Raw genomic sequence first — 26,901 nt, forward strand, 5'->3', positions numbered from 1 at the left:
TCAATTGTTCAGGACTCGTGTGCCTGTTACGTAACCGTAGACATGGCGCTACCCGTCTCCCGGAACGGCCGCATTATTCTCGGCTCGATCACAAGTGTGAGCGAGGAGCGGATCTGCCATGGAGAAGCTGGGGCCGGGGGATCCGCAGCACATCGGGAAGTACCGGCTGCTGGCGCGGCTGGGCGCGGGCGGGATGGGGCACGTCTATCTCGCCCGTTCGGAGCGCGGCCGCACCGTCGCCGTGAAGCTCGTGCGGGCGGAGCTGGCCGCGCGCGAGGAGTTCCGGGAGCGCTTCCGGCAGGAGGTGCGCAACGCCCAGCGGGTCGGCGGGTTCTGGACCGCCCCCGTCCTCGACGCCGACACCGAGGCCGCCGTGCCCTGGGTGGCCACCGGCTATGTCGCCGGGCCGAGCCTCCAGCGGGTCGTCGAGCACGACCACGGCCCGCTGCCCGAGCGGTCGGTGCGCATCCTCGCCGCCGGGCTGGCACACGCCCTCACCAACATCCATGCGGCCGGGATCGTCCACCGCGACCTCAAGCCGTCCAACGTGATGCTCACGATAGAGGGCCCCCGGGTCATCGACTTCGGTATCGCGCGGGCGCTGGAGACCCTGCCCGGCGAGGGGATCACCCAGACCGGCTCGCTCATCGGCTCGCCCGGCTTCATGGCCCCCGAGCAGGTGCGCGGCGACCGGGTCACCCCGGCCAGCGACGTCTTCTGCCTCGGCTCGGTCCTCGCCTACGCGGCCACCGGCCGGCTGCCCTTCGGCTCCACCGAGGGCGGCGAACACGCCATGCTCTTCCGCATAGCGCAGGAGGAGCCGGACCTGTCCTCGATCCCCGCAGGCATCGCCGACGTGGTCCGCGACTGCCTGCGCAAGGACCCGGAGGCCCGTCCGTCACTGAGCGCGATCCTGGCGCGGACCGGAGCGGGCACCACGGTCTGGGAGGGCCGGGCCAGGGAGCCCTGGCTGCCCGGCGAACTGCTGGCCCAACTGGGGCGCCACGCCGTGGAGTTGCTGGAGGTGGAGGACCCGACGGTGTACGGGGTCCTGACCGAGGGCTCAGGGACGGCCGACTCCGGGACGCGGGGCGGTGCCGAATCCGCGGCCGCCACCGCGGGGGTGCGGCCGACCACGGTCCATCCGCAGCCGACGTTCGACACCCCGTCCCCCGAACACGCCCCCGCCCACCCCGCCTACGGCTACCCGAACCAGCCTCACCAGCACCCGCAGCCGCAGCCGTACAACCCCTACACCACCGCCGCCGCCCCGGACCCGACCCCGGTCTACGCCCCGCCGCCCCCGCCCTACGACCCCGCCCCCGCCGACGATTCGAGCCGTACCGGACGTTCCACGGCCCTCCTCGTCACCGTCGCCCTGGTCGTGCTGCTGGCCGCGGGCGGTTCGGTGTACGCGCTCATGAACAACGGCGGCGGCAGCGACGACAACGCGAACGGCAACGTGTCCCGCTCCCCGTCGGCATCCGCCCCCGCCACCTCCGAGGAGACTTCGCCCACTCGGTCGGACTCCGCGTCGGCCACCCCCGCCGGTACCGTCCCGGCCGGCTTCCTCGGCACCTGGACCACCGCGATCGACAACTCCACCGGCCACAACACCCGCGAACTGACCATCCGCCAGGGCGCGGTGGGCGACTCGGTGCTCACCCTCGTCGCCGACGGCCCCGGCTACCACTGCGAGTTCACGGCGAAGCTCACCGGGAAACCGGGCTCAGCAGGCCCGTTGGCGATCGGTCCGTCCAAGGTCACGACCGGCAAACCCCGTTCGGCCTGCACCGCCGGAGAGGCAACCGAGGTGACCCTGCTGTCGAGCGGCAAGCTGAAGCGGGCGACGAAGGACGGCAGCGAGAGCCTGACCTACAGCAAGCAGTCACCTTCTCGGCCGTGAACGGCCGAGCTTGTTCGCTCGATCGTTCACACCTCGTCGCGCTCCCGACTGCCCCCTACGACAGGGCGGTCACGGGTCGCATCTCCCTGCCCTGGTCTGATGTGCTCAGGCCGGGGCAGGGACGGGCATGGTGACGAATGCCCACGCCGAGCGTGCGCGGTCGCGCACGTTGACCCCGGCGACGACATCGGCGGGCCCAGCGAGGCCGCACCGACGACAACAGAAACGGTCCCGAGTCGGCCGGTTGGCCTTAGCGGTGTGCCCGCAGCCTGGACAGCGTTGCGAGGTGTAGGCCGCGTCCACCTCCAGGAAAGCTACCCCGGCCTTTCCGGCTTTGTAGGCGAGGTGCTGCCCGAGCTGGTGGAAGGGCCAGGAGGAGAGCGTGCCCCGCTGGTCGCGTCGAAGCCGTACCCGCTCGCTGATTCCGCCGAGTTTCTCGACGGCGATTCCGCGACCGGTGCGTTGCGCGACGGACACGATCTCCTTGCTGATCTTGTGGTTTACGTGGGTGGCATGGCGGTGTTCCTTCTTGGCGCGGTGGGCCAGGCGGCGGGTGGCTGAGCGGGTCTGTCTCTTCTGCAGCTCGGCACGCTTGCGGGCACACCAGTTGCGGTAGCGGGCCAGGCCCCGGCCCTGATAGTTCATGCCGTCGGAGGTGGTGGCGAGGTTGACGATGCCGCGGTCCACACCGATGAAGTCGACCGGCTCGGACGCCTCCGGTTCGGGCACCTCGCAGGTGGCGAACAGAAACCATTTTCCGGCCCGCTGCACGAGATCGGACTCGCCCTTGCGGTATTCGGCCAGTAGCTTCAGCTGATCGGCGGCACCGGTATAGCGGACGCCACGCATCCGGCCGTCCACCGTCCAGATCGACACTGTGCGAGTATCGGTCTGCCAGGATAGACATCGGTCGTCGAACGGCTGCGCCGCCTCCGGCCGGAAGGCGACCGGAGTGCCCATGGCCTTGCGGTAGCGCCGGGAAGTGGTGTTGCCCAGCAGCCCGGCCCTGGCTTGCGCGGCCAGCGTGCCGTAGGCGTCCACGACCTTCTTGATCACCCGTACCGTGGGCTGAGCCGACAGCCCGAACGTGGCCTTCACGTCCCCGTACAGCAGTCTCTGCAACCCGTTGCGGTCCTTCACCCCCCGTTCGAAGGCGACCGTCGACACGTAGTCGGCGGCCCGGTTGCAGGCGCGCATGGTCGTCTCCAACGCCGCCGCCTGCTCGGGCGACGGCAGCAGTTTCACCCGCACCACCAGCTTCACGACATCGACCGTAGACACCCCTGTCCATACGCGCGCACGGTTCTCGTACGTCCGTACCTCAACCGGTGACGGTTCGAACGACTGTCCGTGCCCCGGGAGGCTGGGTCGCCTTGGTTCTCTTCGTGCCGTCCGTCGACTGCGTGCATAGGAGGGCAAGATGACATGCTTTGTCCGTCAGGACGCGATCCGCACGCAGTCATGCCTCCTGTTACAGGCCGGTGGGGATGACACTCTGCGCGTAAGCGTCTGGCTGGTCGGGGAACTCGATGCCGCAGGCCGTGCGGATGGCATCCATCGCCCGGAGTGTGGTGATCGACGCCTCCAGCGGGCGTAGCCGAGTCTCCCGGCTGCCCTCCGTCACGCATCTCGCCACCTCCGCCGCCTCGAAGTGCAGTCCCTCGTGGGCGGTGTGCGGCTCCGAGTAGGTGAGTGTCGTGCCGCCGCCGGACGGGGTGAGGTGGATGTCGCCGGGCTGGTAGAAGGGGCCCGGCAGGGTGAGGGTGGCGTGGCCGCCGGCGATGGTCGCGGTGGTCGGGGTGTCGCTGAAGAGCGTGGTGTGGACGACGGCCTGGTTGCCGGCGGGGGCGCGGAGTACCGCGGAGATCTGGCCGTTCACGCCGGCCGGGTGCGGCTGGCCGGTGGCGAGGACCTCGGCGGGCTCGCCGAGGACCCAGGTGGCCAGGGAGACGGGGTAGGTGCCGAGGTCGAGGAGCGGGCCGCCGGCCAGGTCGGCGCGCAGGATGCGGTGGCCGGGGGCGAAGTGCTCGCCGTGGTCGGCCAGGACGGTGTGGAGGTCGCCCAGGACCCCGGAGTCGAGGATCTGGCGGACCACGTCGAAGCGGGGGAGGAAGAAGGTCCAGAGCGCCTCGGCGCAGAACAGGCCGCGGGCGGAGGCGAGTTGGGCCAGCTCCGTCGCCTGGGCCGCGTCCAGGGCCAGCGGCTTCTCCACGAGGGTGTGCTTGCCCGCCTCCAACGCCAGCCGTGCGCAGGCGAGATGGGCGGTGTGTTCGGTCGCCACATAGACGACGTCGACGTCCGCCGCCGCGACCAGCTCCTCGTACGAGCCGTACGAACCCGGGATGCCGTGCCGGTCGGCGAACTCCTTGGCGCGGCCCGCGTCCCGGGAGGCGACGGCGGTGAAGCGCTGGCGGGTGTGGTTCTGGACCGAGCTCACGAAACGCTCGGCGATCCAGCCCGTGCCGAGCACGCCCCAGCGCAGGACGGGCGCCGACATCGGGTCCGGGGTGCGCGGGGCGGGCAGCGCGGTGGGGAACGCGGGGGGCGTGGGCACCTCAGACCTCCGGGACCTGGACGGCGACCGTGCGGCCGTCGGCGTGCATGGACGCGATGACCGCCTCGGCGACCGCGGAGGCCACCAGCCCGTCGTACGCGGTGGCCAGCGGCGCGGGCCGCCCCTCGGCGACGGCGTCGATCCATGCCTGCAGCTCCAGGCGGTAGGCGTCGGCGAACCGCGGCCGCCAGTCGGCCGGGTAGCCGGTGGCCCGGGTGCGGGCGGTGTCGGACACCAGCCGGGCCGGGTCGGTCAGTGCGAGGGTTCCGTGCTCGCCGACGACCTCGCAGCGGATGTCGTAGCCGTACCCGGCGTTGAGGAACGTCTCCACCGTGGTCAGCGCGCCGTCGGCCGTGCGCAGCAGCATCAGCTGGGGGTCGCGCAGCCCGGTCACGGTGGAGGTGGGGCGGGCCGCATGCCAACTCACCTCCACGATCGGGGAGTCCAGCAGCCAGGGCACGGTGTCGAACTCGTGGATGGCGGAGCCGGTGACGCTGAACTCGTCGGTGGCGCCGGGCGCGGAGGACACGCCCCGGCTTCTGCAGTGCACGAGGAGCGGCACACCGGCCGTACCGGCGGCGATCGCGGCCCTGAGGTCGACGTACCCGGGGTCGAACCGGCGCATGAAACCGAGGGAGACGAGGTCCGCCCGCTCCTCCCGGAGGACCCGTACGCACTCCGCGGCGGTCGGCGCGAGCGGCTTCTCGCACATGACCGGTCTGCCCGCCCGGGCGGCGGAGATCGCGAGGTCCGCGTGGGTGCTGTCGTGGGAGGCGATGACGACCGCGTCGACCTCGGGGTCGGCGATCAGCGCGTAGGGGTCGTCGGTGGCCCGCGCGCCCGGCACGGCCGCCGCCACCTCGGTGGCCCGCCCCTTGTCGAGGTCGGCGACGAGGACGACCTCGGCGCCGGAGACCCAGCGGTGCAGGGTGTTCACATGGTCTGCGCCCATGTTCCCGGCGCCGACGACTCCGATCCGGACGCCGCTCATCCCAGGCTCACCCACGTCCTCTGCTCGGCGGAGCGGCTCATCGCGTCGAGGGCGGTCGCGCTGTGCACGGCGTCCTCCAGGGTCGCGCCGTACGCGGTGCCCTCGGCGATGGAGCGCAGGAAGTTGTGGGCCTCGATGACCTTGAGGTCGTCGTAGCCCATGGCGTTGGCCGAGCCGGGCTGGAAGGCGCCGTACTCGCCGTGGCCGGGGCCGACGTAGACCGTGCTGACGGGCTGGTCCTGGTAGGAGGTGCCGCGGCTGACGCCGAGTTCGCCCATCCGCCGGTAGTCCCAGAAGACGGCGCCCTTGGTGCCGTGCACCTCGAAGCCGTAGTTGTTCTGCTCGCCGACCGAGACCCGGGAGGCCTCCAGCACACCGCGGGCGCCGGAGGCGAAGCGGAGCAGGCAGTTGACGTAGTCCTCGTTCTCGACGGGGCCGAGTTCGCCGCCGGTGGCCAGGGTGTGGCCGGCGGTGGCGCCGGTGGGCCGGGCCCGCTCGGGGATGAAGACGGCGGTGTCGGCGGCGAGGGAGGCGATGTCGCCGAGCAGGAAACGGGCCAGGTCGACACCGTGCGAGGCCAGGTCGCCGAGGACGCCTCCGCCGCCGCGGGCCCGCTCGTACCGCCAGGTCAGGGCGCCGTCCGGGTGGGCCGCGTAGTCGCTGAAGAGCCGGACGCGGACGTGGGTGATCGTGCCGAGCTCGCCGGAGGCGATCAGTTCGCGGGCGTAGGCGACGGCGGGCGCGTTGCGGTAGTTGAAGCCGACGGTGCTGCGCACCCCGGCCGCGGCCACGGCGTCCGCGACGGCGCGGGCGTCCTCCGCCGTCAGCCCGACCGGCTTCTCGATCCAGATGTGCTTGCCGGCCTCCGCCATCGCGACGCCGATCTCACGGTGCAGGAAGTTCGGCGCGGTGATGCTGACGGCCTGCACCCGGGGGTCCTTGGCGACCTCACGCCAGTCCCGGGTGGTCGAGGCGAACCCGAACTGCGCGGCGGCCTCCTCGGCCCGGCCCGGCACCTCCTCCGCGACGGCCACCAGCTCGGGCCGTACGGACAGCTGCGGGAAGTGGTGGGGGATCCGCTGGTAGGCCTGGGTGTGCACCCGTCCCATCCAGCCGAATCCGACGACGGCGACGCCGAGCGTGCTCACGATGGGCTGCCCTTCTTTGGACCGTTCCAGAGACTGCCCGCCCACGATGCGGGGGCGCTTCCGCTGATGTCAAGACATTCGGCCGTCTTTACAAGGGTCGGGTAGGTGTGGAACGGTCCATGGCATGAGTGCCCCGACCATCCGTGACGTCGCCGCGCGCGCAGGTGTGTCGAAGTCGCTGGTCTCCCTGGTGCTGCGCGGTGCGGACGGCGTCCGCGAGGACAAGCGCCGGGCGGTCCTGGCCGCGGTCGAGGAGCTCGGCTACCGGCCCAACGCGGCCGCGCGCAGCCTCAGCGAGCGGCGCACCCGCACGGTCGGCGTCCTCCTGAACGACATGCGCAACCCCTGGTTCGTGGAGCTCCTCGACGGCCTGAACCGGACCCTGTACGACGCCGGGCTGCGGATGCTGCTCGCCGACGGGCACCTGAACCGGCACCTCGGCGAGGAGCTCGCCCACACCTTCACCGAACTGCACGTGGACGGCCTGATCGCGGTCGGCACGCTGCCGGATCCGGGAGTGCTGCGCAGGGCCGCCGACCGGGTGCCGACGGTCGTGGCCAGCACCCGGGAGCCGGTGCTGTCCACCGTGGACATCGTCGCGAACGACGACGAGATCGGCGCCCGCCTCGCCACCGAGCACCTCATCGGGCTCGGTCACCGGGACATCGCGCACATCGCCGGGCAGGGCGCGGTCGGCGAGCTGCGCCGGCGCAGCTTCGAGGCGGCGATGCGGGCGCACGGGCTGGCCGACTCGGCGGTGGTGGAACAGGGCGACCTCACGGAGGAGGGCGGCTACCGGGCCACGGTCCGCCTGCTGAGCCGCGCGCACCGCCCGACGGCGGTCTTCGCCGCCAACGACATGACCTGCGTGGGCGCGCTCTCGGCGGCGGAGGAGACGGGACTGACCGTCCCCCGGGACCTGTCCCTGGTCGGCTACGACAACACGTACCTCTCCCGGCTGCGGCACCTGTGGCTCACGACGGTGGACAACGCGAGCGAGGAGGTGGGCCGCAGGGCCGCGCAGCGCCTCCTGGAGAGGATCGCGGAGCCGGGGAGGGCGGCCGCGGTGGACTTGGTGACGCCGTTCCTTGAGGTGCGGGGGACGACGGGGCCACCGAGCCGCTGAACGCGGCGGGAGCCGCCGTCGGGGGGAGTGTCGTGGGTCGTGTGCCGCGCCGTCGTGGCTGGCCGCGCAGTTCCCCGCGCCCCTTTGGGGCGCGTCAGCTGCAGCGCCCCTTTTAGGGGCGCGGGGAACTGCGCGAGCAACCACGAGGCACCGGCAGCCGACCGATGACGCACGCCCCCTTACTTCACCGCGGCTCCGGTGGCCGTTGGCGAGGCATGTTCGGCCGAGCCCCGTTGGGACCCGGCGGCAGGGGAAACCGTCCGTTCCAGTGGCCCGCATCCCCCCGCGGCCCCGCCGCCACCGCCGCCTGGATGCCCAGCGGCGCCGACCCCGTCCGGAACTCCACCATCCAGTCCGCCGTCTCCGTACGGACCAGCTCGGTCACGTCCTCCGAGAACCGCCGCAGCACCCCCAGGCACCGCTCGGCCGCCTCGCTCGCCGTCCCCTCCGCCGGTCCCAGTACCTCACGGACACTCTCCGCCGCCCAGTCGAACTGGAGCACCTGGAGCCGCCGCTGCACGGCCTGGGCCGTGGCCATGTCCCTTATCCAGCCGGAGGTCACGCCGAAGAACCGGTCGATGCCGATGCACGCCACCGCCATCAGCAGCGCGAGATACCCCCAGGGCGCGACCCCGCCGATCGCCCCGGTGACATCGAGGAGCGGCAGTGCCGCCCCGAGCGTCGCCCCCACGGCCGCCCCGGACCGCAGCACCCGCGCCCCCCGCCGTTTCCACACCCGGTCCGTCAGATACCACGCGGCCGTCTCCAGAGCCCCGCGCTCCACCCACCGGTAGAGCTCGTCGAGCCGCTCGGCCGGCTCGCCCCAGTCCCCGTGCGGGAACACCCGCCCGGTCAGATCACCCGGCCGCAGTCCGGCCGCACCCTCGCCCCGCCCGTCCTGAGGCGGTCCCTCGGGCTGCATCTCCGGCTGAGCCACCCGGCACTCCCTACTGATCACAACCGGTCACGTTCCGTGACCTCGAACATGGCATTGGACGCGACAATGGATGTTGACGACGGGCACCCTTCCTACCTCTCAATGGGTGGCGAAGGCTTTGCTTTGGCCGCTTTTCCGCCCAGAAGTGGTGCTTGATCAGGTATAGGCCCGCCGGGATTCTCACTCGAAAGAGTGGCGGGGCGATGGCTGCGTCGACCACGTAGGCTCATGCACAGCAGAGAAAATCCGGACCCGTATCCAGGAGCTGATCGTGATCCCCGGTGGTGGCCAGCCCAACATGCAGCAGCTGCTCCAGCAGGCCCAGAAGATGCAGCAGGACCTGGCACGGGCCCAGGAGGAACTGGCGAACACGGAGGTCGACGGGCAGGCGGGTGGCGGCCTGGTGCGGGCCACCGTGACCGGCTCCGGCGAGCTGCGCGCGCTCAAGATCGACCCGAAGGCGGTGGACCCGGAGGACACCGAGACCCTCGCCGACCTGATCGTCGCGGCCGTCCAGGCGGCCAACGAGAACGCTCAGACGCTCCAGCAGCAGAAGCTGGGCCCGCTGGCACAGGGCCTGGGCGGCGGCAGCGGCATCCCCGGTCTGCCGTTCTGATGTTCGTCGCCCACGTGACACCCGTACCGCCTTCCTAGGACAGGCGGCAGCCAACTACGGTACGTACCGAAAGACTCCAGGAAGGGCAGTCCGTTGTACGAAGGCGTGGTTCAGGACCTCATCGACGAGCTGGGGCGGTTGCCCGGCGTCGGTCCGAAGAGCGCGCAGCGGATCGCCTTCCACATCCTCCAGGCGGAGCCCACGGACGTACGGCGTCTCGCGCAGGCCCTCCTGGAGGTGAAGGCGAAGGTCCGCTTCTGCGCGACCTGCGGCAACGTGGCACAGGAGGAGCTGTGCAACATCTGCCGCGACGCCCGCCGCGACCCGACGGTCATCTGCGTGGTGGAGGAGCCGAAGGACGTCGTCGCCGTCGAGCGCACCCGGGAGTTCCGGGGCCGCTACCACGTCCTGGGCGGCGCGATCAGCCCGATCGAGGGCGTCGGCCCCGACGACCTGCGCATCAGGGAACTGCTCGCCCGCCTGGCCGACGGTGCGGTCACCGAACTCATCCTGGCCACGGACCCCAATCTCGAAGGCGAGGCGACGGCCACGTACCTCGCCCGCATGATCAAACCCATGGGCCTGAAGGTCACCCGCCTGGCCAGCGGCCTCCCGGTGGGCGGCGACCTGGAATACGCGGACGAGGTCACCCTCGGCCGCGCCTTCGAGGGGAGACGACTCCTAGATGTCTGACGCCACGCTGCACGCGACTGCACAGAACCCGGACGACTTCGTGGTCCAGATCGCGGACCAGGTGGAGAGCTTCCTGGTGGCCGTCACGGAGGTCGCGAAGGGCGACGAGCCGGACTCGGCGGTCCCCTTCCTCCTCCTGGAGGTCTCCCAGCTCCTGCTGGCCGGCGGCCGCCTCGGCGCGCACGAGGACATCGTCCCCGACGAGCGTTACGAGCCGGACCTGGGCCCGGAGCCGGACGTCGACCAGCTCCGCGAGAACTTCGCGCGCCTCCTGGAGCCCATCGACGTCTACTCCGAGGTCTTCGACCCGTACGAGCCCCGCAAGGCGCCCGTACCGGCCCGTCTCTCGGACGACTTGGCCGACATCATCACCGACCTCCGCCACGGCATGGCCCACTACCGCGCGGGCCGCACCACGGAAGCGCTGTGGTGGTGGCAGTTCTCCTACTTCTCCAACTGGGGCTCGACCGCGTCCGCCGTGCTCCGCGCCCTCCAGTCCATCCTGATCCACGTCCGCCTCAACCAGCCCCTGGAGGAACTGGACGGCCTGGACACGGACCAGGCGACGGTCGGCGACGAGACGCTGGAGTTCGAGGCGGGCCAGGTCATGCAGCAGGAGATCGGCGGGGCGCTGGGAGTCCGCTCCTCGTCCAAGTAGGACAGCCTCCGTCCTGAGCGGTCCCTAGGGTCGTCGGTGACCATTCCGGCACCACTGAGGGGACCGCCATGCCCGCGCAGCCCGGCACCACACCCGAGGGATACACCACGGTCGCGCCCTGGGTCGTCACCGACGACACCGGGGCGTTCCTGGACTTCGTCACCCAGGCGTTCGGGGGTGAGGAGCTGGGGCGGGTCCCCACCGAGGCCGGTGCGATCGGGCACGCCGAGATCCGGATCGGTGACACCGTCGTCCTGGCCTTCGACCGGAGCGCGGACTGGCCCGTCATGCCCAGCCTGCTGCGGGTGTTCGTCGCCGACGCGGACGACACGTTCGCGCGTGCCGTCGAGGCCGGTGGCCGGGTCGTCACCTCCCTCGCCGACCACGCCTTCGGACAACGCGGCGGGCGCGTCAAGGACCCCTTCGGCAACATCTGGTGGGTGGTCGCGCATGTCGAGGACGTCTCCGAGGAGGAGATGTGGAAACGGCTGCGGGAGCCGGCGTACGCCGAGGTCATGCGCGTCGCCCAGGAGACCTTCGACGCCGAGCTCAGCGGTCGCAGTCGGGGGCGCAGCAGTGCGCCGGTGCGGGGTGCCGGCTGATCACAGCGTCCAGATCCCTTTCGCCACCGCCGTGACCCCGCCCGTCAGGGCCAGCAGGAGGACCAGGCGGCGGGCGTGGTGTTCGGGGAGGCGGTCGCCCACCGTTCTTCCGATCAGGCCGCCCGCCAGCATCGCCGCACCCACCGCCGTCCACTCCGCCGCGCTCAGCCCCGGCACCCCGTTCGCCGTCACCGAGAACGCGTTGACGACGACACCGTAGAACTGCGCGTTGGGGACGAACTCCCGTACCGTCCAGCCCGCGTTGAGGGCGTAGAGGGAGACCGGGGGGCCGCCCACGCCCGCCGCCGAGTTCATGAAGCCGCCCACCGCGCCCGCCGTCAGCGCGCCGGCCCGGCCGTGCAGGGCGGGGAGCCGGGCGCCCCGCATCACGAGCAGGACCGCCACCGTCACCAGGGCGCCCATCGTCAGCAACAGCCACGGCGGCGGGAGTTGACGGGTGAGCCAGGTGCCCGCGGGGACCGTGCAGGCCGCCGCCGCGCACAGCGGGACCATCGCCGCGGGGCGGACCCGGCGCCAGCCGCCCGCCAGCCCCACCACGCTGATCGCACCCGCCGCGCAGTTCGCCAGGGCGACTCCCTGCGCCGGGCCGAGCAGCAGGATCAGCGCCGGTACGGCGACCAGCGCGAAGCCCATTCCGGTCAGCCACTGCACGCTCGCGCCCAGCAGCACTATGCCGGAGAGCGGGATCAAGGTCGTCGTCATGGTGTAACTGGCTACACCAACGGATCGGGAGCGCGCTCCCTCGTTTCGGGCTCCGGGAGACGGAATCGTTGATCTCGCCAGGTCAGCCAGCCCATCACACAGCGAGGACTCCTCCCATGAAGGCCCTGCTCTCCTCCCGTCCCGTCCTCTGGTTCCTCTTCCTCTTCAACCTCGCCGTCGCCGCCGTCGCCCCCTTCGTCGTCGACGGCGCGCAGGGGGTGATGACCGCCGTCGGGATGGGGGTCGTGTCGCTCGGCGCCGGCGTCAGTCTGCTGCGGAGCTGAGCGAACGCGAATTGGATCGGCCCTGCACGTCCGTTGTACGTCGGCTGCACGGGCGTTAACCAGCGGAAAGAGAGTCTTGGGTCATGAACCGAACGACCCGTAAGACCCGTATACGCGCCGCCGTCGTCACCGCCACCGCCCTCGTCACCGCCGCCACGGTGAGCGTGGGGGTCAGCCAGGCAGGCGGCAGCGGCGGGCACGAGCACCGGCCGAGCAAGAAGCAGATCGCCGGCCTCTTCGACAAGTGGAACGCGGCCCTGCGGACCGGCGACCCGGAGAAGGTCGCCGACCTCTACGCGAAGGACGCCGTCCTGCTGCCGACCGTCAGCAACAAGATCCGGACCGACCACGCCCAGATCGTCGACTACTTCGAGCACTTCCTGCAGAACAAGCCGGTGGGCGAGAAGAAGCGGACGATCATCAATGTGCTCGACGGCAACTCGGCCATCGACACCGGCATCTACGCCTTCACGCTCACCGCCCCGAAGACCGGCGCCAAGCGGGTCGTCGAGGCCCGCTACACCTACGAGTACGAGAAGCGCGGCGGCACATGGCTGATCGTCAACCACCACTCCTCGGTGATGCCCGAAGGGTGATCAGCACGCACAGTCCGCCCCCCGGCGCGTCCCGCAGGGTGACCGTGCCGCCGTCGTCCGTCACCAACTGGCGTACGACGGACAGACCCAGGCCGGAGCCCGAGCGGCCGGTCAGGCCCTGACCGCGCCAGAAGCGGTCGAACGCGCGGGACTTCTCCGCGTCCGTCATGCCCGGACCCTCGTCCCGGACGGAGAGTGTCACCTCGTCGGCCGTCGCCTCGACGCCGACCGTGATCGTGGCGCCGTCCGGTGACACCTCCAGGGCGTTCGACAGGACGTTGTCCAGCACCTGGTCCAGATGACCGGTTCCGGCCAGCACAGACGGCCGGCCGTCGGCAATTCCCCTGAGCGCGATGTGGACTCCGCGCTCGTCGGCGGCCGGTCTCCACACGGTGAGGCGTTCCTCGACGATGTCCAGCAGCTGCAGCGGCTCGGGCGCCGTCACCTTCGCCTCCGCGCGCGCCAGCACCAGCAGGCCGTTGACCAGACGGCTCATCCGGACCACTTCCGCCGTCGCCTGTTCCACGTCCTCGCGGACGAACTCGTCGTCGACCCCGTCCGCGATGTTGTCCAGGGACAGGCGCAACGCGGTCAGCGGGGTGCGTAGTTGATGCGAGGCGTCCGCGACGAAGATGCGCTGCGAGGCGACCAGTGTGTCCAGGCGTTCCGCGCCCTGGTTGAGGGTGCGGGCCAGGGTCTGGGTCTCCGCCGGGCCGGTCACGGGGGAGCGGGCCGTGAGGTCGCCGTCGCTGAACTTGCTCGCCATGGAGTTGAGTTCACGCAGCGGGCGGGTGATCCGGCGGGCGGCGACCGCGCCGATCGCCGCGGCCGCCGCGAGGACCAGTACGGCGAGGCCGGCCCGGAAGCCCCAGATCTGCCACAGCCGGGTCGTCATGTCCGACGTCGAGTAGACGATCCGTACGGCCGCGTCCCCCTGGGCGGGGACGGTGACGGTGAGGTGCTTGCCCCAGATGAAGTCCGAACCCCAGTCGGTGGCCGCCTCGTTGTGTGTCACGGCCCGGTCCAGCGCCCGGTCGGCGACCGGCTTCGGCAGGTCGGGGGCGCAGCTGCCGGTGGGGGTCACCTGGACCGTGCCGGGGCTCTCGCGGTCGTACGCCTTCGCCACCTCGGTCAGGGCCTCGCACGAGACGCCGTCGGCGCCGCCCAGCAGCAGCGCCATGGTCTTGGCCTCGCGCAGGACGGAGAGTTCCGTGTCGTCGCGCAGCTGCTTGGTGAGGGTGAACGCGACCGGGACGGTGAAGAGCAGGATGGCGACCGCGACCAGCAGGATGTAGCTCCGGATGAGCTGGCGGTTCACGAGGCCTCACCGGCCGCCCGGCGGTTCATACGGGGTCCCCGGCCGCCACCTCCAGGCGGAAGCCGACACCCCGCACGGCCTCGATGGTGATCGCGCCGGCGAGTTTGCGGCGGAGGGCCGCCACATGCACGTCCAGGGTCTTGGTCGGGCCGAACCAGTTGGCGTCCCAGACGGCCTCCATGATCTGCTCGCGCGACATCAGCGCGCCCGGCTCCTCGGTGAGGAAGGCCAGCAGGTCGTACTCCTTGGGGGCCAGGGCGACCTCCGCGCCGTCCAGATGGACGCGGGCCGCCTTGCGGTCCACGGTCAGGCGCGGTCCGTAGCGGTCGGGGCCGGTGTCCGCCGACGTGCGGGGCTGGGCGCGGCGCATCACCGCCCTTATCCGGGCGATCACCTCGCGGACCCCGAACGGCTTGGAGACGTAGTCGTCCGCGCCCAGCTCCAGGCCGACCACCCGGTCCGTCTCGTCGCTGCGCGCGCTGATCACGATGATCGGCAGATCGCCCCGCTGCCGGAGCGCCTTGCAGACGTCCAGGCCGTCGGTGTCGGGCAGGCCGAGGTCGAGGAGTACGAGGTCGTAGGGGCCCGGGTGGGCGAGCGCGGCGGCGCCCGTGGTGACCCACTCGACCTCGAAGCCGTACCGCTTCAGGCCGCGCCGGAGGGACTCGGCCACCGGCTCGTCGTCTTCCACCAGAAGTACGCGCACGCCCCGTACCTTAATTCTTGAAACTTAATTCACAGTGGCCCCGGCTCGCGGCCGCCACTGTGAGCCAGGGCACTTTCCGCGTGGTGTGCCGTGCGCTGGGCAGGTTCCGTTCCGGAAGCGAGCGGCCGGACACCCCCGCCACGACGTCTCACCATGCGGGAGCAGGCTGGTGGAATTCGGACGCTCGTTAGACTGAGCCGACATAAACGAACCGAGCGAGGAGCGCACGTGGGCCTTGTCGTGCAGAAGTACGGAGGCTCCTCCGTTGCTGATGCCGAGGGCATCAAGCGCGTCGCCAAGCGGATCGTGGAAGCGAAGAAGAACGGCAACCAGGTGGTTGTCGTCGTTTCCGCGATGGGCGACACGACGGACGAGCTGATCGATCTCGCCGAGCAGGTATCCCCGATGCCTGCCGGGCGTGAGTTCGACATGCTGCTGACCGCCGGAGAGCGTATCTCCATGGCACTGCTGGCCATGGCGATCAAAAACCTGGGCCACGAGGCCCAGTCGTTCACCGGCAGCCAGGCAGGCGTCATCACCGACTCGGTCCACAACAAAGCCCGGATCATCGACGTCACACCGGGGCGGATCCGGGTGGCGCTGGACGAGGGCAACATCGCCATCGTCGCCGGGTTCCAGGGCGTCAGCGCGGACAAGAAGGACATCACCACGCTGGGGCGCGGCGGTTCCGACACGACCGCCGTGGCGCTCGCCGCCGCCCTCGACGCCGAGGTCTGCGAGATCTACACCGACGTCGACGGTGTGTTCACCGCCGACCCGCGCGTGGTGAAGAAGGCGCGGAAGATCGACTGGATCTCCTTCGAGGACATGCTGGAGCTCGCCGCCTCCGGTTCCAAGGTGCTGCTCCACCGCTGTGTGGAGTACGCCCGCCGCTACAACATCCCGATCCACGTCCGGTCCAGCTTCAGCGGACTGCAGGGCACGTGGGTCAGCAGCAAGCCGATTGGGGACAAGAAGGTGGAGCAGGCCATCATCTCCGGTGTCGCGCACGACACCTCCGAGGCCAAGATCACGGTCGTCGGTGTGCCCGACAAGCCCGGTGAGGCCGCCGCCATCTTCCGGACCATCGCCGATGCCGAGATCAACATCGACATGGTCGTGCAGAACGTGTCCGCCGCGGCCACCGGCCTGACGGACATCTCCTTCACGCTGCCGAAGACCGAGGGCCGCAAGGCCATCGACGCGCTGGAGCGGAACCGGGCGGGCATCGGCTTCGACTCGCTCCGCTACGACGACCAGATCGGCAAGATCTCGCTGGTCGGCGCGGGCATGAAGACCAACCCGGGTGTCACCGCCTCGTTCTTCGAGGCGCTGTCCGACGCCGGTGTGAACATCGAGCTGATCTCGACCTCCGAGATCCGTATCTCGGTCGTCACCCGCGCCGACGACGTGCCGGAGGCCGTGCGCGCCGTGCACACCGCCTTCGGGCTCGACTCCGACTCCGACGAGGCAGTCGTCTACGGAGGCACCGGCCGATGACCGGCAAGCCGGCGCTCGCGGTCGTGGGTGCGACCGGGGCCGTCGGCTCGGTCATGCTCCAGATCCTGTCCCAGCGGGCGGACGTCTGGGGCGAGATCCGCCTGATCGCCTCCCCGCGCTCGGCCGGCCGCAAGCTGGCCGTGCGCGGTGAGGAGGTCGAGGTCGTCGCGCTCTCGGAGGAGGCCTTCGACGGGATCGACGTCGCGATGTTCGACGTTCCCGACGAGGTGTCCGCGCGCTGGGCGCCGATCGCCGCGGCCAGGGGTGTCGTCGTGGTGGACAACTCCGGGGCCTTCCGGATGGACCCCCAGGTGCCCCTGGTGGTCCCCGAGGTCAATCCGCACTGCTCCCACATCCGGCCGCGCGGGATCGTCGCCAACCCCAACTGCACCACCCTGTCGATGATCGTCGCCCTCGGCGCGCTGCACGCCGAGTTCGGGCTGCGCGAGCTGGTGGTGTCGTCGTACCAGGCGGTGAGCGGGGCCGGACGGGCCGGCGTGGAGACGCTGCGGGCCCAGCTGTCCCTGGTCGCCGGTACGGAGCTGGGCACCAAGCCCGGTGACGTACGGCGGGCGGTCGGGGACCTCACCGGGCCGTTCCCGGAGCCGGTCGCGCTCAACGTCGTACCGTGGGCCGGGTCGCTGCGGGAGGACGGCTGGTCCTCGGAGGAGATGAAGGTGCGGGACGAGTCCCGCAAGATCCTCGGACTGCCGAAGCTGCCGGTCGCGGTGACGTGTGTCCGCGTCCCGGTGGTCACCACGCACTCCCTGACCGTGCACGCCCGGTTCCAGGGCGAGGTCACCGTCGAGAAGGCCCGGGAGATCCTGGACACGGCCCCGGGTGTCGTCCTCTTCGACAATCCGGCCGCCGGGGAGTTCCCGACGCCCGCCGACGTGGTCGGCACCGATCCGACCTGGGTCGGGCGGGTAAGACGGTCCCTCGACGACCCGACCGCGCTCGAACTGTTCGTGTGCGGGGACAACCTTCGCAAAGGCGCGGCCCTGAACACCGCGCAGATCGCCGAGCTGGTGGCCGCGGAACTGACCGGCCGTTCAGGTACGGCGGAGATTGCGTGAACAGTCGGTGACCACGGGAAACGTCCCGGGTGAGGGCGGGGTGGGAGCGTGCCCACCGGTAGGATCCCTGTAAGAAATGTGGCCATGAGCATGGTCCGGACCTCTTGAATCCCGACCCCTCGGCGTTCGAAGATTTTCCTCCCCGTCCTCCGCAACCACGCGGGCGGCGGGGAGCGTCTTTGCGGTCGCCCTCTTACGGGGCACTTACGCGGCCGGCCCTCGGATCTTCGGGTCTCCGGGCCGTGAGGACGCATGATCCTGGCGTGGGGACGCCGTGATCGGGGCGTGGGGACGCCTGTTCATAATGGGATATAGGGGAAGAGCGGGACGCATGACGGCATTTGAGGCACCGTCTGATGTGCTGCCGGACGCGCGAAGAACGGTGACGACCGGGCCGGCCGGCCATCCCGGCATACCCGGTACAGCCGACGCGGACCCGCCCGGCACGCCTGACGTGAGCCTGCCCGGAACACCTGAAGCGGACCCGCCCGGCACGCCCGAAGCAAAAGTGATGCCCGGCACGTACAACCCCGCCGGGGGTCAGCGTGTCCAACTGGCGTGGCAGAGGTACTCGAACTCAGTGCGCCCCTCGGCGCGACGGCTCTACGGCCGCCCCGTGCCGGCCTGCGCCCCCGCGGGCCCGGTGCGCCCGGCGGCATGCCGGTGATCGCGCCCATGCCCGCAGCGCGGCCCACCCGCATACCCAGCCAGCGCGACGGCGCCGAGGACACGGCGGCGGCCGGTACCAGCGTCGACCACCTCACGGAGACCTACCGGGCGCACTACCGCTCGCTCCTCGGCCTCGCCGCCCTCCTCCTCGACGACACGGCCTCCTGCGAGGACGTCGTCCAAGAGGCGTTCATCCGTGTCCACTCCGCCCGCAAACGCGTCCGTGACCCGGAGAAGACCCTGGCCTATCTGCGCCAGACGGTCGTCAACCTCTCCCGCTCCGCGCTGCGCCGCCGCATCCTCGGCCTCAAGCTCCTCTCCAAGCCGATGCCCGACATGGCGAGCGCCGAGGAGGGCGCCTACGACCAGCTGGAGCGGCGCGACCTGATCAAGGCGATGAAGGGCCTGCAGCGCCGCCAGCGCGAGGTCCTCGTGCTGCGCTACTTCGCCGACATGACCGAGGCCCAGGTCGCCGAGACGCTCGGTATCTCGCTGGGCTCGGTGAAGGCGTACGGCTCGCGCGGCATCGCGGCCCTGCGGGTGGCGATGGAGTCGACGGCATGACCGACAGCCCCGAGGGAGGCGACTCACATGATCGCCACGAGCCCTACGCTTGGCATGAGCCGATGGGGGAGGACGAGTCCGACGGTTCGGGGGAACCGGCACGGAATCACGGGCGGCGCGGTTCGGGGGAGCCGGCGCGAAGCCACGAGCAAGAGCACACGCAATCGCACGCTGGGAACGGAACTGTGAACCACGGCCCCGACGACAAGGGCCCCGAGGAGCTCGGACAGGGCTTTGACGGACCCCGCCCCGGCCCCGACGGGCTCGCGGCGGACGAGCTGGCGCTGCGCCGGCTGCTGCACTCCGCGGTCGACGACCTCACACCGCGCGACGGCTCCCTCGACCATCTGCGCCGCGCGGTGCCCGCCCGCCGGGCCCGCAAGCGCCAGGCCACGGTCGGCATGGCGGCCGCGGCCCTGTTCATCGGCACCGCGATCCCCGCCCTCGTGCATGTCTCGCAGTCCGGCGGCATCGACCCCAACACCTCCATCGCCGGTGAGGCCTCCCAGGCCCAGGGCGGCGCCACCGGCGGCAAGAACCCGGACGGCGGCGCCAGCACCGCGGGCGGCTCCAACGGCCAGGCCACCGGCCAGAGCCCGGGCGGCCCCAAGAGCGGCGGCAAGACCGCGAGCAGCTCGGGTGCCACCGGCACCAAGGTGGTCCCCACGGCCAGCGCCGACACCGCGGCCCCGGTCTGCACCTCGGACCAGCTCTCCACCCCGACCTCCACCGTCGCCGCCGCCGACTCGACGGGCGTCGTCTACGGCACCTTCCACGTCGTGAACGTCTCGAAGACGAGCTGTACCGTCGGCGGCCCCGGCAGTATCGGCTTCCTCGCGCAGGGCGCGGCCGACACCACCAAGATCAGCACCGCCCGGCACACCTCCGGCGACGCGGCGGCCGGGCTGCCCGACCCGACGACCGAGCTCACCGGGCTGGTCCTGGCACCCGGCGCGGCCTACCAGGAGAAGTTCGCCTTCGTCCCGTCGGCGACCTGCCCGACCACCGGCGGCGGCAGCGGCTCCACCGACACCGGCGGCACCACGGCCTCCCCGAGCCCCTCGGCGAGCACCAGCACCGGTACGACCACGGCCGGGTCCGACGGCACCTCCACCCAGCTCCTCACCGAGGACAGCACGGCCGACGGCAGCATCGCGGTCTCGTACACGCCCGAGGCCGGGTCGCCGACCGGCTCCGCGACGGTGACGAACGCCTGCGCCGGCACGGTGTACTGGACCGGGGTGCTGGCGCCGTCCGTCTGACGGCGCTCGGACCCTGATACCGATGACTGACGTTCAGAGCCTGACGCCGACGACGCTCAGGCCCTGACGCCGGTGAGGTTCAGGCCGTGACGTCGATGACACACACTCAGGCCCTGACGTCGATGACACTCAGGCCCTGATGACGACGGGCTCTTCCTCCGGCACGATCCCCAGTGCCGCGTCCCGCGCGAACTCCACCTCGCGGCGCAGCAGCCGGAACCACATGAACACCACGAACCCCGCGAACACGAACCACTCACCGGTGTAGCCGAGGTTCTGGAACGCCTTCAGATCGAGCCCCGAGTTGTCCGGCGCGGTCGCCGGCACGGCCGTCATCCCCGAGTCGGCCTTGTCCAGGGTGATCCAGGCGTCGTACACCTTGTACGGCACCAGGTTCACCAGCGTGGCCGCGCTGATCGCCGCCGTCTGTCCCGACGGCAGCCCGCTCTGGGCGCCGACGCCGTTGTCCCCCGGCGTCTCGGAGGCCTGCAGCGCGCCGGTGACGGTGACCTCGCCGGTGGGCGCGGCGGGCGCCTTGGCCGCGTCGGCCCTGCCGGGCAGCCAGCCGCGCACGACGGGCAGGGCCTGGCCGGAGTCGGTGCGCAGCAGGGTCAGGACGTAGAAGCCGTTCTTGTCGCCGAGCTGACGGTCCGGCACCAGCAGCTGCTTGCCGTACCGCCCGCTGACGGTGGCCCGCTTGCCCGAGGTCGCCTGGTCGACGGGGAGCAGGTCGGCCAGCGGCCGGGCCGCTTCCTTCTTGGCCGTCTCCACCTGTTCGTCGGCGCTGTGGTGGGCCTGTACCCGCGCCTCGAAACGGCTCAGCTGCCAGGACCCCATGAAGATGCAGAACGGGATGGCGAGCAGCACGAAAACGTTGATGCCCCACCAGCGGGGTGTCAGCAGGAAGCGGTACACGCTTCCACGGTACGGGGCGCTTTGCGGGGGGTTGGGGGTGGGGTGGGCGCGCGTCGCCCGACCGCGCGCAAAGTTATCCACAGGCTGCGGGTACTCCTGAGCACATTGTGGGCGGGTGCAGGCACTATGGGGCCATGACTGCGGCCATGAGTGAGAGCGACATGCCGGACTGGGAGAAGCGCTTCCGCGCCCCTCGGGTCTCCCTGCCGGACTGGGCGGAGGACGCCCCCGACCGTTCCCTGTTCGTGTCGAACGCGACGGGGACGTACGAGCTGTACGCCTGGGACCGCGCGAGCGGGGAGCAGCGCCAGGCGACGAACCGGCCGAACGGCACGACGGACGGGCTGCTCTCCCCGGACGGCGCGTGGATCTGGTGGTTCGACGACAAGGACGGTGACGAGTTCGGCGTCTGGCGCCGCCAGCCCTTCGCGGGCGGCGCGGACGAGGAGGCGGCGCCGGGCCTGGAGCCGTCCTACCCCTCGGGCCTGGCGCTGGGCCGGGACGGCCGTACGGCGGTCGTGGGCCGCTCCACGGACGACGAGGGCACGACGATCTATCTGGTCAGGGCGGGGGAGGAGCCGCTGGAGATCTACCGGCACCCCGAGTCCGCGGGCGTCGGCGACCTCTCCCACGACGGCTCGCTGATCGCGCTGGAGCACACCGAGCACGGTGACGCGATGCACTCGGCGCTCCGCGTGGTCCGTCCGGACGGCACGACGCTGGCGGAGCTGGACGACACGAAGGGCGGCACCGAGGAGCTGGGCCTGGAGGTGCTGGGCTTCGCCCCGGTCGAGGGCGACCCGCGGCTGCTCATCGGCCACCAGCGGCGGGGCCGCTGGGAGCCGCTGGTCTGGGACGTCGCCACCGGCGGGCAGACCGACCTGGCCCTCGACCTGCCGGGTGACGTGAGCGCGGAGTGGTTCCCGGACGGCGGCGCGCTGCTGATCGTGCACAGTTTCGAGGCGCGCAGCGAACTCTTCCGCTACGACCTGGCCACGCGCGAGCTGGAGCCCGTTCCGACCCCGCCGGGCACCGTCTCCGGGGCCACGGCCCGCCCGGACGGGACCGTCGAATACCTCTGGTCGTCCGCGGCCGAGCCGCCGGTGGTCCGCTCGACGACGGGCGAGATCGTCCTCGACCCGCCCGGGATGAGGTGCCCGCCGTCGGTCCCGGTCTCGGACGCGTGGGTGGAGGGCCCGGGCGGCCGCATCCACGCCCTGATCCAGAAGCCGGCCGGTGCCACCGGCCCCCTCCCCACCGTCTTCGACCTGCACGGCGGCCCGACCTGGCACGACAGCGACAGCTTCGCGGCGGGCCCGGCGGCCTGGGTCGACCACGGCTACGCGGTGGTCCGCATCAACTACCGGGGCTCCACGGGCTACGGCCGGGCCTGGACGGACGCGCTGAAGCACCGGGTGGGCCTGATCGAGCTGGAGGACCTGGCGGCGGTCCGGGACTGGGCGGTCGAGTCCGGCCTCGCCGACCCCGACCGGCTGATCCTGACCGGCGGATCCTGGGGCGGCTACCTCACACTCCTCGGCCTGGGCACCCAGCCCGCGTCCTGGGCGGTGGGCATCGCGGTCGTCCCGGTCGCCGACTACGTCACGGCGTACCACGACGAGATGGAGTCCCTGAAGGCGATGGACCGCACGCTGCTGGGCGGCACACCGGAAGAGGTCCCCGACCGCTTCGCGGCCTCGTCGCCCCTGACCTACGTCGACGACGTCAAGGCCCCCGTCTACATCTCGGCCGGCCTCAACGACCCGCGCTGCCCCATCCGCCAGATCGACAACTACGTCAACCGCCTGGCAGCCCGCTCGGCCCCGCACGAGGTCTACCGCTACGACGCGGGCCACGGCTCCCTGGTGGTGGACGAACGCATCAAACAACTCCGCCTGGAGATGGAGTTCGCGGAGCGCCACCTCGCGCCTACGGCGACAGTACCGACGGACTGAGGCAAGCCCTCCGAACGGAGCCGAGGCCCGGCACCTCGCTTCCAGGCACGCGGCAAAGCCTCTGGCCGCCGGACGTGCGGCGAAGCTCTGGGCGCCGAGCGTGCGGCGAAGCCTTGGCGCCGAGCGTGCGGCGAAGCCTTGGCGCCGGACGTGCGGCGAAGCTCTGGGCGCGGGTGCGGGGCGAAGCTCTGGGCGCACGGGACTGAAGCGCCCCGTAAGGGGCGCGGGGAACTGCGCGACCAGCCCCCACCCACCCGCACGCACTCCACGATCCGCAACCCACCCACCCCCGCCTCTCAACTCAGCGAGTCGGGTGGGTGGGTGGGCGGCACCCGGCCCGACAACTCCGCCAGTCCCCTCCGAGTCGCGGCGACCACCACCCGATCCCCACCCCGCAGCACATACTCCCCCGCGGCAACCCCCTGCCGGCCCTCGATCGCCAGCACCCGCCACGCCCCCGCCCGAAACGCCCCCTCCACACTCCGCCCCTCCAACTGTGGATGCCCGGCCACATCCAGCGCGGCCACCAGCAACACCTTCCGCCCCACCGGAATCGCCCCGAGGATCTGCCGCCCCAGCATCGCCCCCGCGAAGGACGGCGCCGCCAGATACGACACACTCCGGCTCCGGGTGATCGCCCGCGGATGCGCGGCCCGCAGCGTCCGGTACACGGCCGTCGCGAAGTCGTCGTCGTACAGCCGCAGCACGGCCTTCAGATCCGGCCGCACGGCCCGCGCGTACAGCACGGCCTCCAGATTCGTCGTGTCCGCGCTGGTCACCGCGAGCAGCGCCTGCGCCCGATGGATCTTGGCGGCCTCCAGGACACCCTCCTGGGTCACGTCCCCGAACACCACCGGCACCCGCAGCCGCCGCGCCACCGCCAGCCCCCGGGCGTCGGGGTCGGACTCGACGCACACGACAGGGACGTGCAGCTCACGCAGCCGCGTCAGCACGCGCGTACCGATCTTCCCCAGCCCGAGCAGCACGACATGCCCGCTGAGCCCCCGCGGCGGCTTCCGCAGCGCGGACCCCGTCCGGAAGGTCCCGAGCGCCTCCAGCACGGCAGCCAGCAGCACCGGCAGCAACAGCAGTCCCATCAACCCGGACAGCAGCTGGAGGATCTGCCGCCCGAGCGACTGCCCGATCGCGGGATTGTCGATGGCGAACATGTCGAGGAGCGTGTAGTAGAAGGCCCGTACCGGATGCATCCCCGTGACCACGGACAACGCGACCGCGAGCGCGACCACACACCCCACCAGCCCGGCCAGCGACCACCGCAGCCGCCGCGAGAACAGCGAGGAGAGCGCCGGTACGACCCCGCCCCCCACCCCGGCCGCGCGGCCCGCCGGCGAAGCCGCGTCCGCCGCGGACGACACCTGCTCCAGCACCAGCACGCCCCGCTCGCCCGCGGCCCGCACCTCCTCGTCGTCGGGGAGCAGTTGCGGCCGCTGCTCCATGACGCCCTCGACCAGGTCGGGACCGCTCGGGTTCGTGGAGAGCAGCGCGAGCGTGCACAGTCCCCGGCCGGCGTCCTGCCGCGGCACGGCACCCGGCGGGCGTTCCACGGCCCGCAGCACCAGCCCGTCCGTCTGGACGACCTTGCCGGTCCCGGCGAGCGCGGTGGCGGCGAGCGCGGGCGCGGCCGTGTCGGCGTCGGACAGCACGATGGTGGAGGCGTCACTCGCCCCGCCGTCCGGGTCCCCGATCGCCAACGCGGCGGCCTGGTCGAGGAGTTCCTCGATGTGCTGCCCCAGCCGCCGGTTGTAGAGCCGCAGTACGAGCCGCAGTCGTGGGTTCAGCCGGCGGGCGGTGAGGGCGGCACGGATGTTGGTCTCGTCGTCGTCGTAGACGAGGGCGAGCGCGGCGGCCCGTTCCACGCCCGCCTCGGCGAGCACGGCCTCGGTGGCCTCCTCGGCCTCCAGCACCCGCTCGCCGCGGGGCCCTTCACCGGCGACGGCGGCACCGCCGTTCCCACTGCTGCCGTTGGCCCGTCCGACGGCAGCGCTGACCACCCGGTCGAGCAGTGCGGCCGACGCGGCCCGGGCCCGCCCGACGACCGGAGGCCGGGCGATTCGCACGTTCGGCGGCACGACAAGGGTGACCTGCTCGCCGTAGACACCGCGCAACTCGGCCGCCAGCCGGTGCGCGAGTCCGTCGTCCCCGCACACCACCATCGGCGCCCGGCCGCCACCACCCTGATTCGGAACGCTCCCCACGAGGGAAAAGAGTGCCTCAACAGGACGCATGGTTCCAGCAACGGAGTGAACAGCGACCCCTGACCGCCCGTACGGAAGGGAAGGGAGCATAATCCCGGATCTGACCGAAGTGCCGGAGGTATCCGTCCCGTGGCCGTCACCGAGAAAGCCGCCCCGCCCGGGCCGGCCCCGCACGAGGAGCGCCCCGGCCGTGGCAACCGCCCCGACCAGGAGGGCTGGCATCTCAACTCTCCGCTGGCCCTGACCCTGTTGCTGCTCCTGGTCGTGGTCTTCCAGGGGCCGGTGCGCGGCGCGCTGTCGACGCCGGTGATGCAGAGCTGGATGACGGTCTTCGTGGCCGTGGTCGTCCAGGCGCTGCCCTTCCTCGTCCTCGGCGTGCTGCTCTCCGCGGCGATCGCGGTCTTCGTCCCCCCGGCCTTCTTCGCCCGCGCCCTGCCCGCCCGCCCGGCCCTCGCGGTCCCGGTCGCGGGCCTGGCCGGTGTGGTGCTCCCGGGCTGCGAGTGCGCGTCGGTCCCGGTGGCCGGCGCCCTGGTCCGCCGGGGCGTCACCCCGGCCGCGGCCATCGCCTTCCTGCTCTCCGCCCCCGCGATCAACCCGATCGTGCTGACGGCGACCGCGGTGGCGTTCCCGCGCAACCCCGAGATGGTGCTGGCCCGGTTCGCCGGCAGCCTGCTCGTGGCGTGCGCGATGGGCTGGCTGTGGCAGCGCCTCGGCCGCACCGACTGGCTGCGCCAGCCGGCGCACGCGCACCACGAGGGCGAGACCAAGATGGAGGCGTTCTGGTCCTCGGTCCGCCACGACACCGTGCACGCGGGCGGCTTCCTGGTCCTGGGCGCGATGGCGGCGGCGACCCTGAAGGCGGTGGCCCCGGCGGAATGGCTGCGCACCGCGGCGGCCAACCCGGTGGTCGCGATCCTGGCCCTGTCGATCCTGGCCGTGCTGCTGTCCATCTGCTCGGAGGCGGACGCGTTCGTGGCGGCGTCGCTGACGCAGTTCTCCCTCACCGCCAAGCTGGCGTTCCTGATCGTGGGCCCGATGATCGACCTCAAACTCTTCGCGATGCAGGCGGGCACCTTCGGCCGCGGTTTCGCCCTGCGCTTCGCCCCGGCCACCTTCGTCGCCGCGATCGCGGGCGCGCTCCTGACCGGGGCGGTGCTGCTGTGAACCGGCAGGCCCAGGCGGCGGTGATGTTCCTGGTGGGGGCGGCCCTGCTGCACGCGGGTACGACCAACCTCTACCTGCGCTATGTGAAGGCCGGCCTGCAGCCGCTGATCCTCGCGGCGGGCGCGGTCCTGATCGTCTCGGCGCTGGCGACGGCCTGGTACGAGTGGCGCGCCCGCAACCGCGCCACGTCCGACCACGCTCACCCCGAGCCCCGCATCTCCTGGCTCCTGGTCCTCCCCCTCCTGGCCCTGATCCTCGTCGCCCCGCCCGCGCTCGGCTCCTACAGCGCGGTGCGCGCCGGCACGGCCCTGCAACAGCCGTACGGCTACATGAAGTTGCCGAAGGGCGACCCGATCCCCCTCAACCTGGTCGACTACGCGGGCCGCGCGGTGTACGACCACGGCCGCTCGTTCCACGGCCACAGCGTCAGCATCGCCGGCTTCGTGGCCCTGGACGCCAAGGGCAGCCCGTATCTGGTCCGCATGGCCCTCAACTGCTGCGCGGCGGACGCCCAGCCGGTGAAGGTGGCCCTCACGGGCAAGATCCCCCCGGTCCTCCAGCCGGACGCCTGGCTCCAGGTGACGGGCACGTACACCGCCCGCGTCACCCACGACCCGGTGAACAACGGCCCGATCCCCTACCTGAACGTCACCCAGGCCAAACCGATCCCGGTGCCGTCCGACCCTTACGACGAGAGCTGGAACAACTGACGGCTCTCAGGG

Annotated in this window: 25 protein-coding genes; 15 read left to right on the top strand and 10 right to left on the bottom strand. The window is 71.6% G+C overall.

What is annotated here, in order from left to right:
* Window positions 1–118: 118 nt before the first annotated feature.
* Window positions 119–1,906, top strand: a complete 1,788-nt coding sequence (locus ACIRR9_RS05790) for a serine/threonine-protein kinase (RefSeq protein ID WP_403747947.1) — start codon at window positions 119–121, stop codon at window positions 1,904–1,906.
* Window positions 1,907–2,011: 105 nt separating this feature from the next.
* Here ACIRR9_RS05790 and ACIRR9_RS05795 read toward each other — a convergent pair whose 3' ends face one another.
* The 4 genes from ACIRR9_RS05795 to ACIRR9_RS05810 all read right to left on the bottom strand — a co-directional run bounded on the left by ACIRR9_RS05795 (window position 2,012) and on the right by ACIRR9_RS05810 (window position 6,602).
* Window positions 2,012–3,169, bottom strand: coding sequence for an RNA-guided endonuclease InsQ/TnpB family protein (locus ACIRR9_RS05795; protein WP_403747950.1), 1,158 nt, complete (start codon window positions 3,167–3,169; stop codon window positions 2,012–2,014).
* Between the two features lie 208 nt (window positions 3,170–3,377).
* Complete coding sequence (locus tag ACIRR9_RS05800; protein WP_403747951.1) at window positions 3,378–4,460, bottom strand: Gfo/Idh/MocA family protein; 1,083 nt, start codon at window positions 4,458–4,460, stop codon at window positions 3,378–3,380.
* Window position 4,461: 1 nt separating this feature from the next.
* Window positions 4,462–5,451 (bottom strand): Gfo/Idh/MocA family oxidoreductase, encoded by a 990-nt coding sequence (locus ACIRR9_RS05805; RefSeq protein ID WP_403747953.1) that lies wholly within the window; start codon window positions 5,449–5,451, stop codon window positions 4,462–4,464.
* The gene (locus ACIRR9_RS05810) at window positions 5,448–6,602 is read right to left on the bottom strand and encodes a Gfo/Idh/MocA family protein (RefSeq protein ID WP_403748182.1); all 1,155 of its coding nucleotides are present in this window, start codon (window positions 6,600–6,602) and stop codon (window positions 5,448–5,450) included. Before ACIRR9_RS05810 ends, ACIRR9_RS05805 begins: the two co-directional genes overlap by 4 nt.
* Window positions 6,603–6,723: 121 nt before the next feature.
* Between ACIRR9_RS05810 and ACIRR9_RS05815 the strand changes: the two genes are divergently transcribed.
* On the top strand, window positions 6,724–7,725 hold the full coding sequence (locus ACIRR9_RS05815; RefSeq protein ID WP_403747956.1) for a LacI family DNA-binding transcriptional regulator: 1,002 nt from the start codon (window positions 6,724–6,726) through the stop codon (window positions 7,723–7,725).
* 184 nt (window positions 7,726–7,909) lie between these two features.
* Here ACIRR9_RS05815 and ACIRR9_RS05820 read toward each other — a convergent pair whose 3' ends face one another.
* Window positions 7,910–8,662, bottom strand: coding sequence for an SLATT domain-containing protein (locus ACIRR9_RS05820; RefSeq protein WP_403747958.1), 753 nt, complete (start codon window positions 8,660–8,662; stop codon window positions 7,910–7,912).
* 271 nt (window positions 8,663–8,933) lie between these two features.
* Here ACIRR9_RS05820 and ACIRR9_RS05825 point away from each other — a divergent pair, with 271 nt between their 5' ends.
* From ACIRR9_RS05825 to ACIRR9_RS05840, 4 genes are all read left to right on the top strand, one after another.
* Window positions 8,934–9,278, top strand: a complete 345-nt coding sequence (locus tag ACIRR9_RS05825) for a YbaB/EbfC family nucleoid-associated protein (RefSeq protein ID WP_063777090.1) — start codon at window positions 8,934–8,936, stop codon at window positions 9,276–9,278.
* Between the two features lie 93 nt (window positions 9,279–9,371).
* Window positions 9,372–9,971, top strand: coding sequence for a recombination mediator RecR (gene recR / locus ACIRR9_RS05830; RefSeq protein WP_362574698.1), 600 nt, complete (start codon window positions 9,372–9,374; stop codon window positions 9,969–9,971).
* Window positions 9,964–10,629 (top strand): DUF5063 domain-containing protein, encoded by a 666-nt coding sequence (locus ACIRR9_RS05835; RefSeq protein ID WP_403747961.1) that lies wholly within the window; start codon window positions 9,964–9,966, stop codon window positions 10,627–10,629. The genes recR and ACIRR9_RS05835 overlap by 8 nt, the downstream gene beginning before the upstream one ends.
* Before the next feature lie 68 nt (window positions 10,630–10,697).
* Window positions 10,698–11,231 (top strand): VOC family protein, encoded by a 534-nt coding sequence (locus ACIRR9_RS05840; protein WP_403747963.1) that lies wholly within the window; start codon window positions 10,698–10,700, stop codon window positions 11,229–11,231.
* Here the strand turns inward: ACIRR9_RS05840 and ACIRR9_RS05845 are convergent, their stop codons facing one another.
* The gene (locus tag ACIRR9_RS05845) at window positions 11,232–11,954 is read right to left on the bottom strand and encodes a sulfite exporter TauE/SafE family protein (RefSeq protein WP_403747964.1); all 723 of its coding nucleotides are present in this window, start codon (window positions 11,952–11,954) and stop codon (window positions 11,232–11,234) included.
* A 116-nt stretch (window positions 11,955–12,070) separates the two neighbouring features.
* Between ACIRR9_RS05845 and ACIRR9_RS05850 the strand changes: the two genes are divergently transcribed.
* Together ACIRR9_RS05850 and ACIRR9_RS05855 are read left to right on the top strand one after the other, a co-directional pair.
* Window positions 12,071–12,238, top strand: coding sequence for a hypothetical protein (locus ACIRR9_RS05850; RefSeq protein WP_365341835.1), 168 nt, complete (start codon window positions 12,071–12,073; stop codon window positions 12,236–12,238).
* 83 nt (window positions 12,239–12,321) lie between these two features.
* Complete coding sequence (locus ACIRR9_RS05855) at window positions 12,322–12,834, top strand: SgcJ/EcaC family oxidoreductase (RefSeq protein ID WP_403747966.1); 513 nt, start codon at window positions 12,322–12,324, stop codon at window positions 12,832–12,834.
* Here ACIRR9_RS05855 and ACIRR9_RS05860 read toward each other — a convergent pair.
* Both ACIRR9_RS05860 and ACIRR9_RS05865 read right to left on the bottom strand, forming a co-directional pair.
* Window positions 12,800–14,152 (bottom strand): sensor histidine kinase, encoded by a 1,353-nt coding sequence (locus tag ACIRR9_RS05860; protein ID WP_403747967.1) that lies wholly within the window; start codon window positions 14,150–14,152, stop codon window positions 12,800–12,802. The genes ACIRR9_RS05855 and ACIRR9_RS05860 overlap by 35 nt on opposite strands.
* Before the next feature lie 25 nt (window positions 14,153–14,177).
* The gene (locus ACIRR9_RS05865; protein WP_403747968.1) at window positions 14,178–14,858 is read right to left on the bottom strand and encodes a response regulator transcription factor; all 681 of its coding nucleotides are present in this window, start codon (window positions 14,856–14,858) and stop codon (window positions 14,178–14,180) included.
* A 228-nt stretch (window positions 14,859–15,086) separates the two neighbouring features.
* On the opposite strand from ACIRR9_RS05865, the gene ACIRR9_RS05870 reads away from it, so the two are divergent.
* The 4 genes from ACIRR9_RS05870 to ACIRR9_RS05885 all read left to right on the top strand — a co-directional run bounded on the left by ACIRR9_RS05870 (window position 15,087) and on the right by ACIRR9_RS05885 (window position 19,929).
* Window positions 15,087–16,358 (top strand): aspartate kinase, encoded by a 1,272-nt coding sequence (locus ACIRR9_RS05870; RefSeq protein ID WP_365341829.1) that lies wholly within the window; start codon window positions 15,087–15,089, stop codon window positions 16,356–16,358.
* Window positions 16,355–17,434, top strand: a complete 1,080-nt coding sequence (locus tag ACIRR9_RS05875) for an aspartate-semialdehyde dehydrogenase (protein WP_403747970.1) — start codon at window positions 16,355–16,357, stop codon at window positions 17,432–17,434. Before ACIRR9_RS05870 ends, ACIRR9_RS05875 begins: the two co-directional genes overlap by 4 nt.
* A gap of 558 nt (window positions 17,435–17,992) precedes the next feature.
* Complete coding sequence (locus ACIRR9_RS05880) at window positions 17,993–18,667, top strand: SigE family RNA polymerase sigma factor (RefSeq protein ID WP_403747972.1); 675 nt, start codon at window positions 17,993–17,995, stop codon at window positions 18,665–18,667.
* A gap of 185 nt (window positions 18,668–18,852) precedes the next feature.
* Complete coding sequence (locus ACIRR9_RS05885) at window positions 18,853–19,929, top strand: hypothetical protein (RefSeq protein ID WP_403747973.1); 1,077 nt, start codon at window positions 18,853–18,855, stop codon at window positions 19,927–19,929.
* A 129-nt stretch (window positions 19,930–20,058) separates the two neighbouring features.
* On the opposite strand, the gene ACIRR9_RS05890 is transcribed toward ACIRR9_RS05885, so the two are convergent.
* Entirely contained in the window at window positions 20,059–20,844 is a 786-nt protein-coding gene (locus ACIRR9_RS05890; RefSeq protein WP_403747975.1) for an SURF1 family protein, read from the bottom strand.
* A gap of 146 nt (window positions 20,845–20,990) precedes the next feature.
* Here ACIRR9_RS05890 and ACIRR9_RS05895 point away from each other — a divergent pair, with 146 nt between their 5' ends.
* A complete protein-coding gene (locus ACIRR9_RS05895; RefSeq protein WP_403747977.1) occupies window positions 20,991–22,799 on the top strand; it encodes a prolyl oligopeptidase family serine peptidase in 1,809 nt (602 codons plus the stop codon).
* A 296-nt stretch (window positions 22,800–23,095) separates the two neighbouring features.
* Here ACIRR9_RS05895 and ACIRR9_RS05900 read toward each other — a convergent pair whose 3' ends face one another.
* The gene (locus tag ACIRR9_RS05900; RefSeq protein WP_403748184.1) at window positions 23,096–24,973 is read right to left on the bottom strand and encodes an NAD-binding protein; all 1,878 of its coding nucleotides are present in this window, start codon (window positions 24,971–24,973) and stop codon (window positions 23,096–23,098) included.
* Window positions 24,974–25,144: 171 nt separating this feature from the next.
* Between ACIRR9_RS05900 and ACIRR9_RS05905 the strand changes: the two genes are divergently transcribed.
* On the top strand, window positions 25,145–26,179 hold the full coding sequence (locus ACIRR9_RS05905; protein ID WP_403747979.1) for a permease: 1,035 nt from the start codon (window positions 25,145–25,147) through the stop codon (window positions 26,177–26,179).
* Complete coding sequence (locus ACIRR9_RS05910; protein WP_403747981.1) at window positions 26,176–26,889, top strand: TIGR03943 family putative permease subunit; 714 nt, start codon at window positions 26,176–26,178, stop codon at window positions 26,887–26,889. Before ACIRR9_RS05905 ends, ACIRR9_RS05910 begins: the two co-directional genes overlap by 4 nt.
* Window positions 26,890–26,901: the final 12 nt, after the last annotated feature.

It is taken from the genome of Streptomyces sp. NPDC101234 (assembly GCF_044767525.1).
Classification (GTDB): Bacteria; Actinomycetota; Actinomycetes; order Streptomycetales; family Streptomycetaceae; genus Streptomyces; species Streptomyces sasae.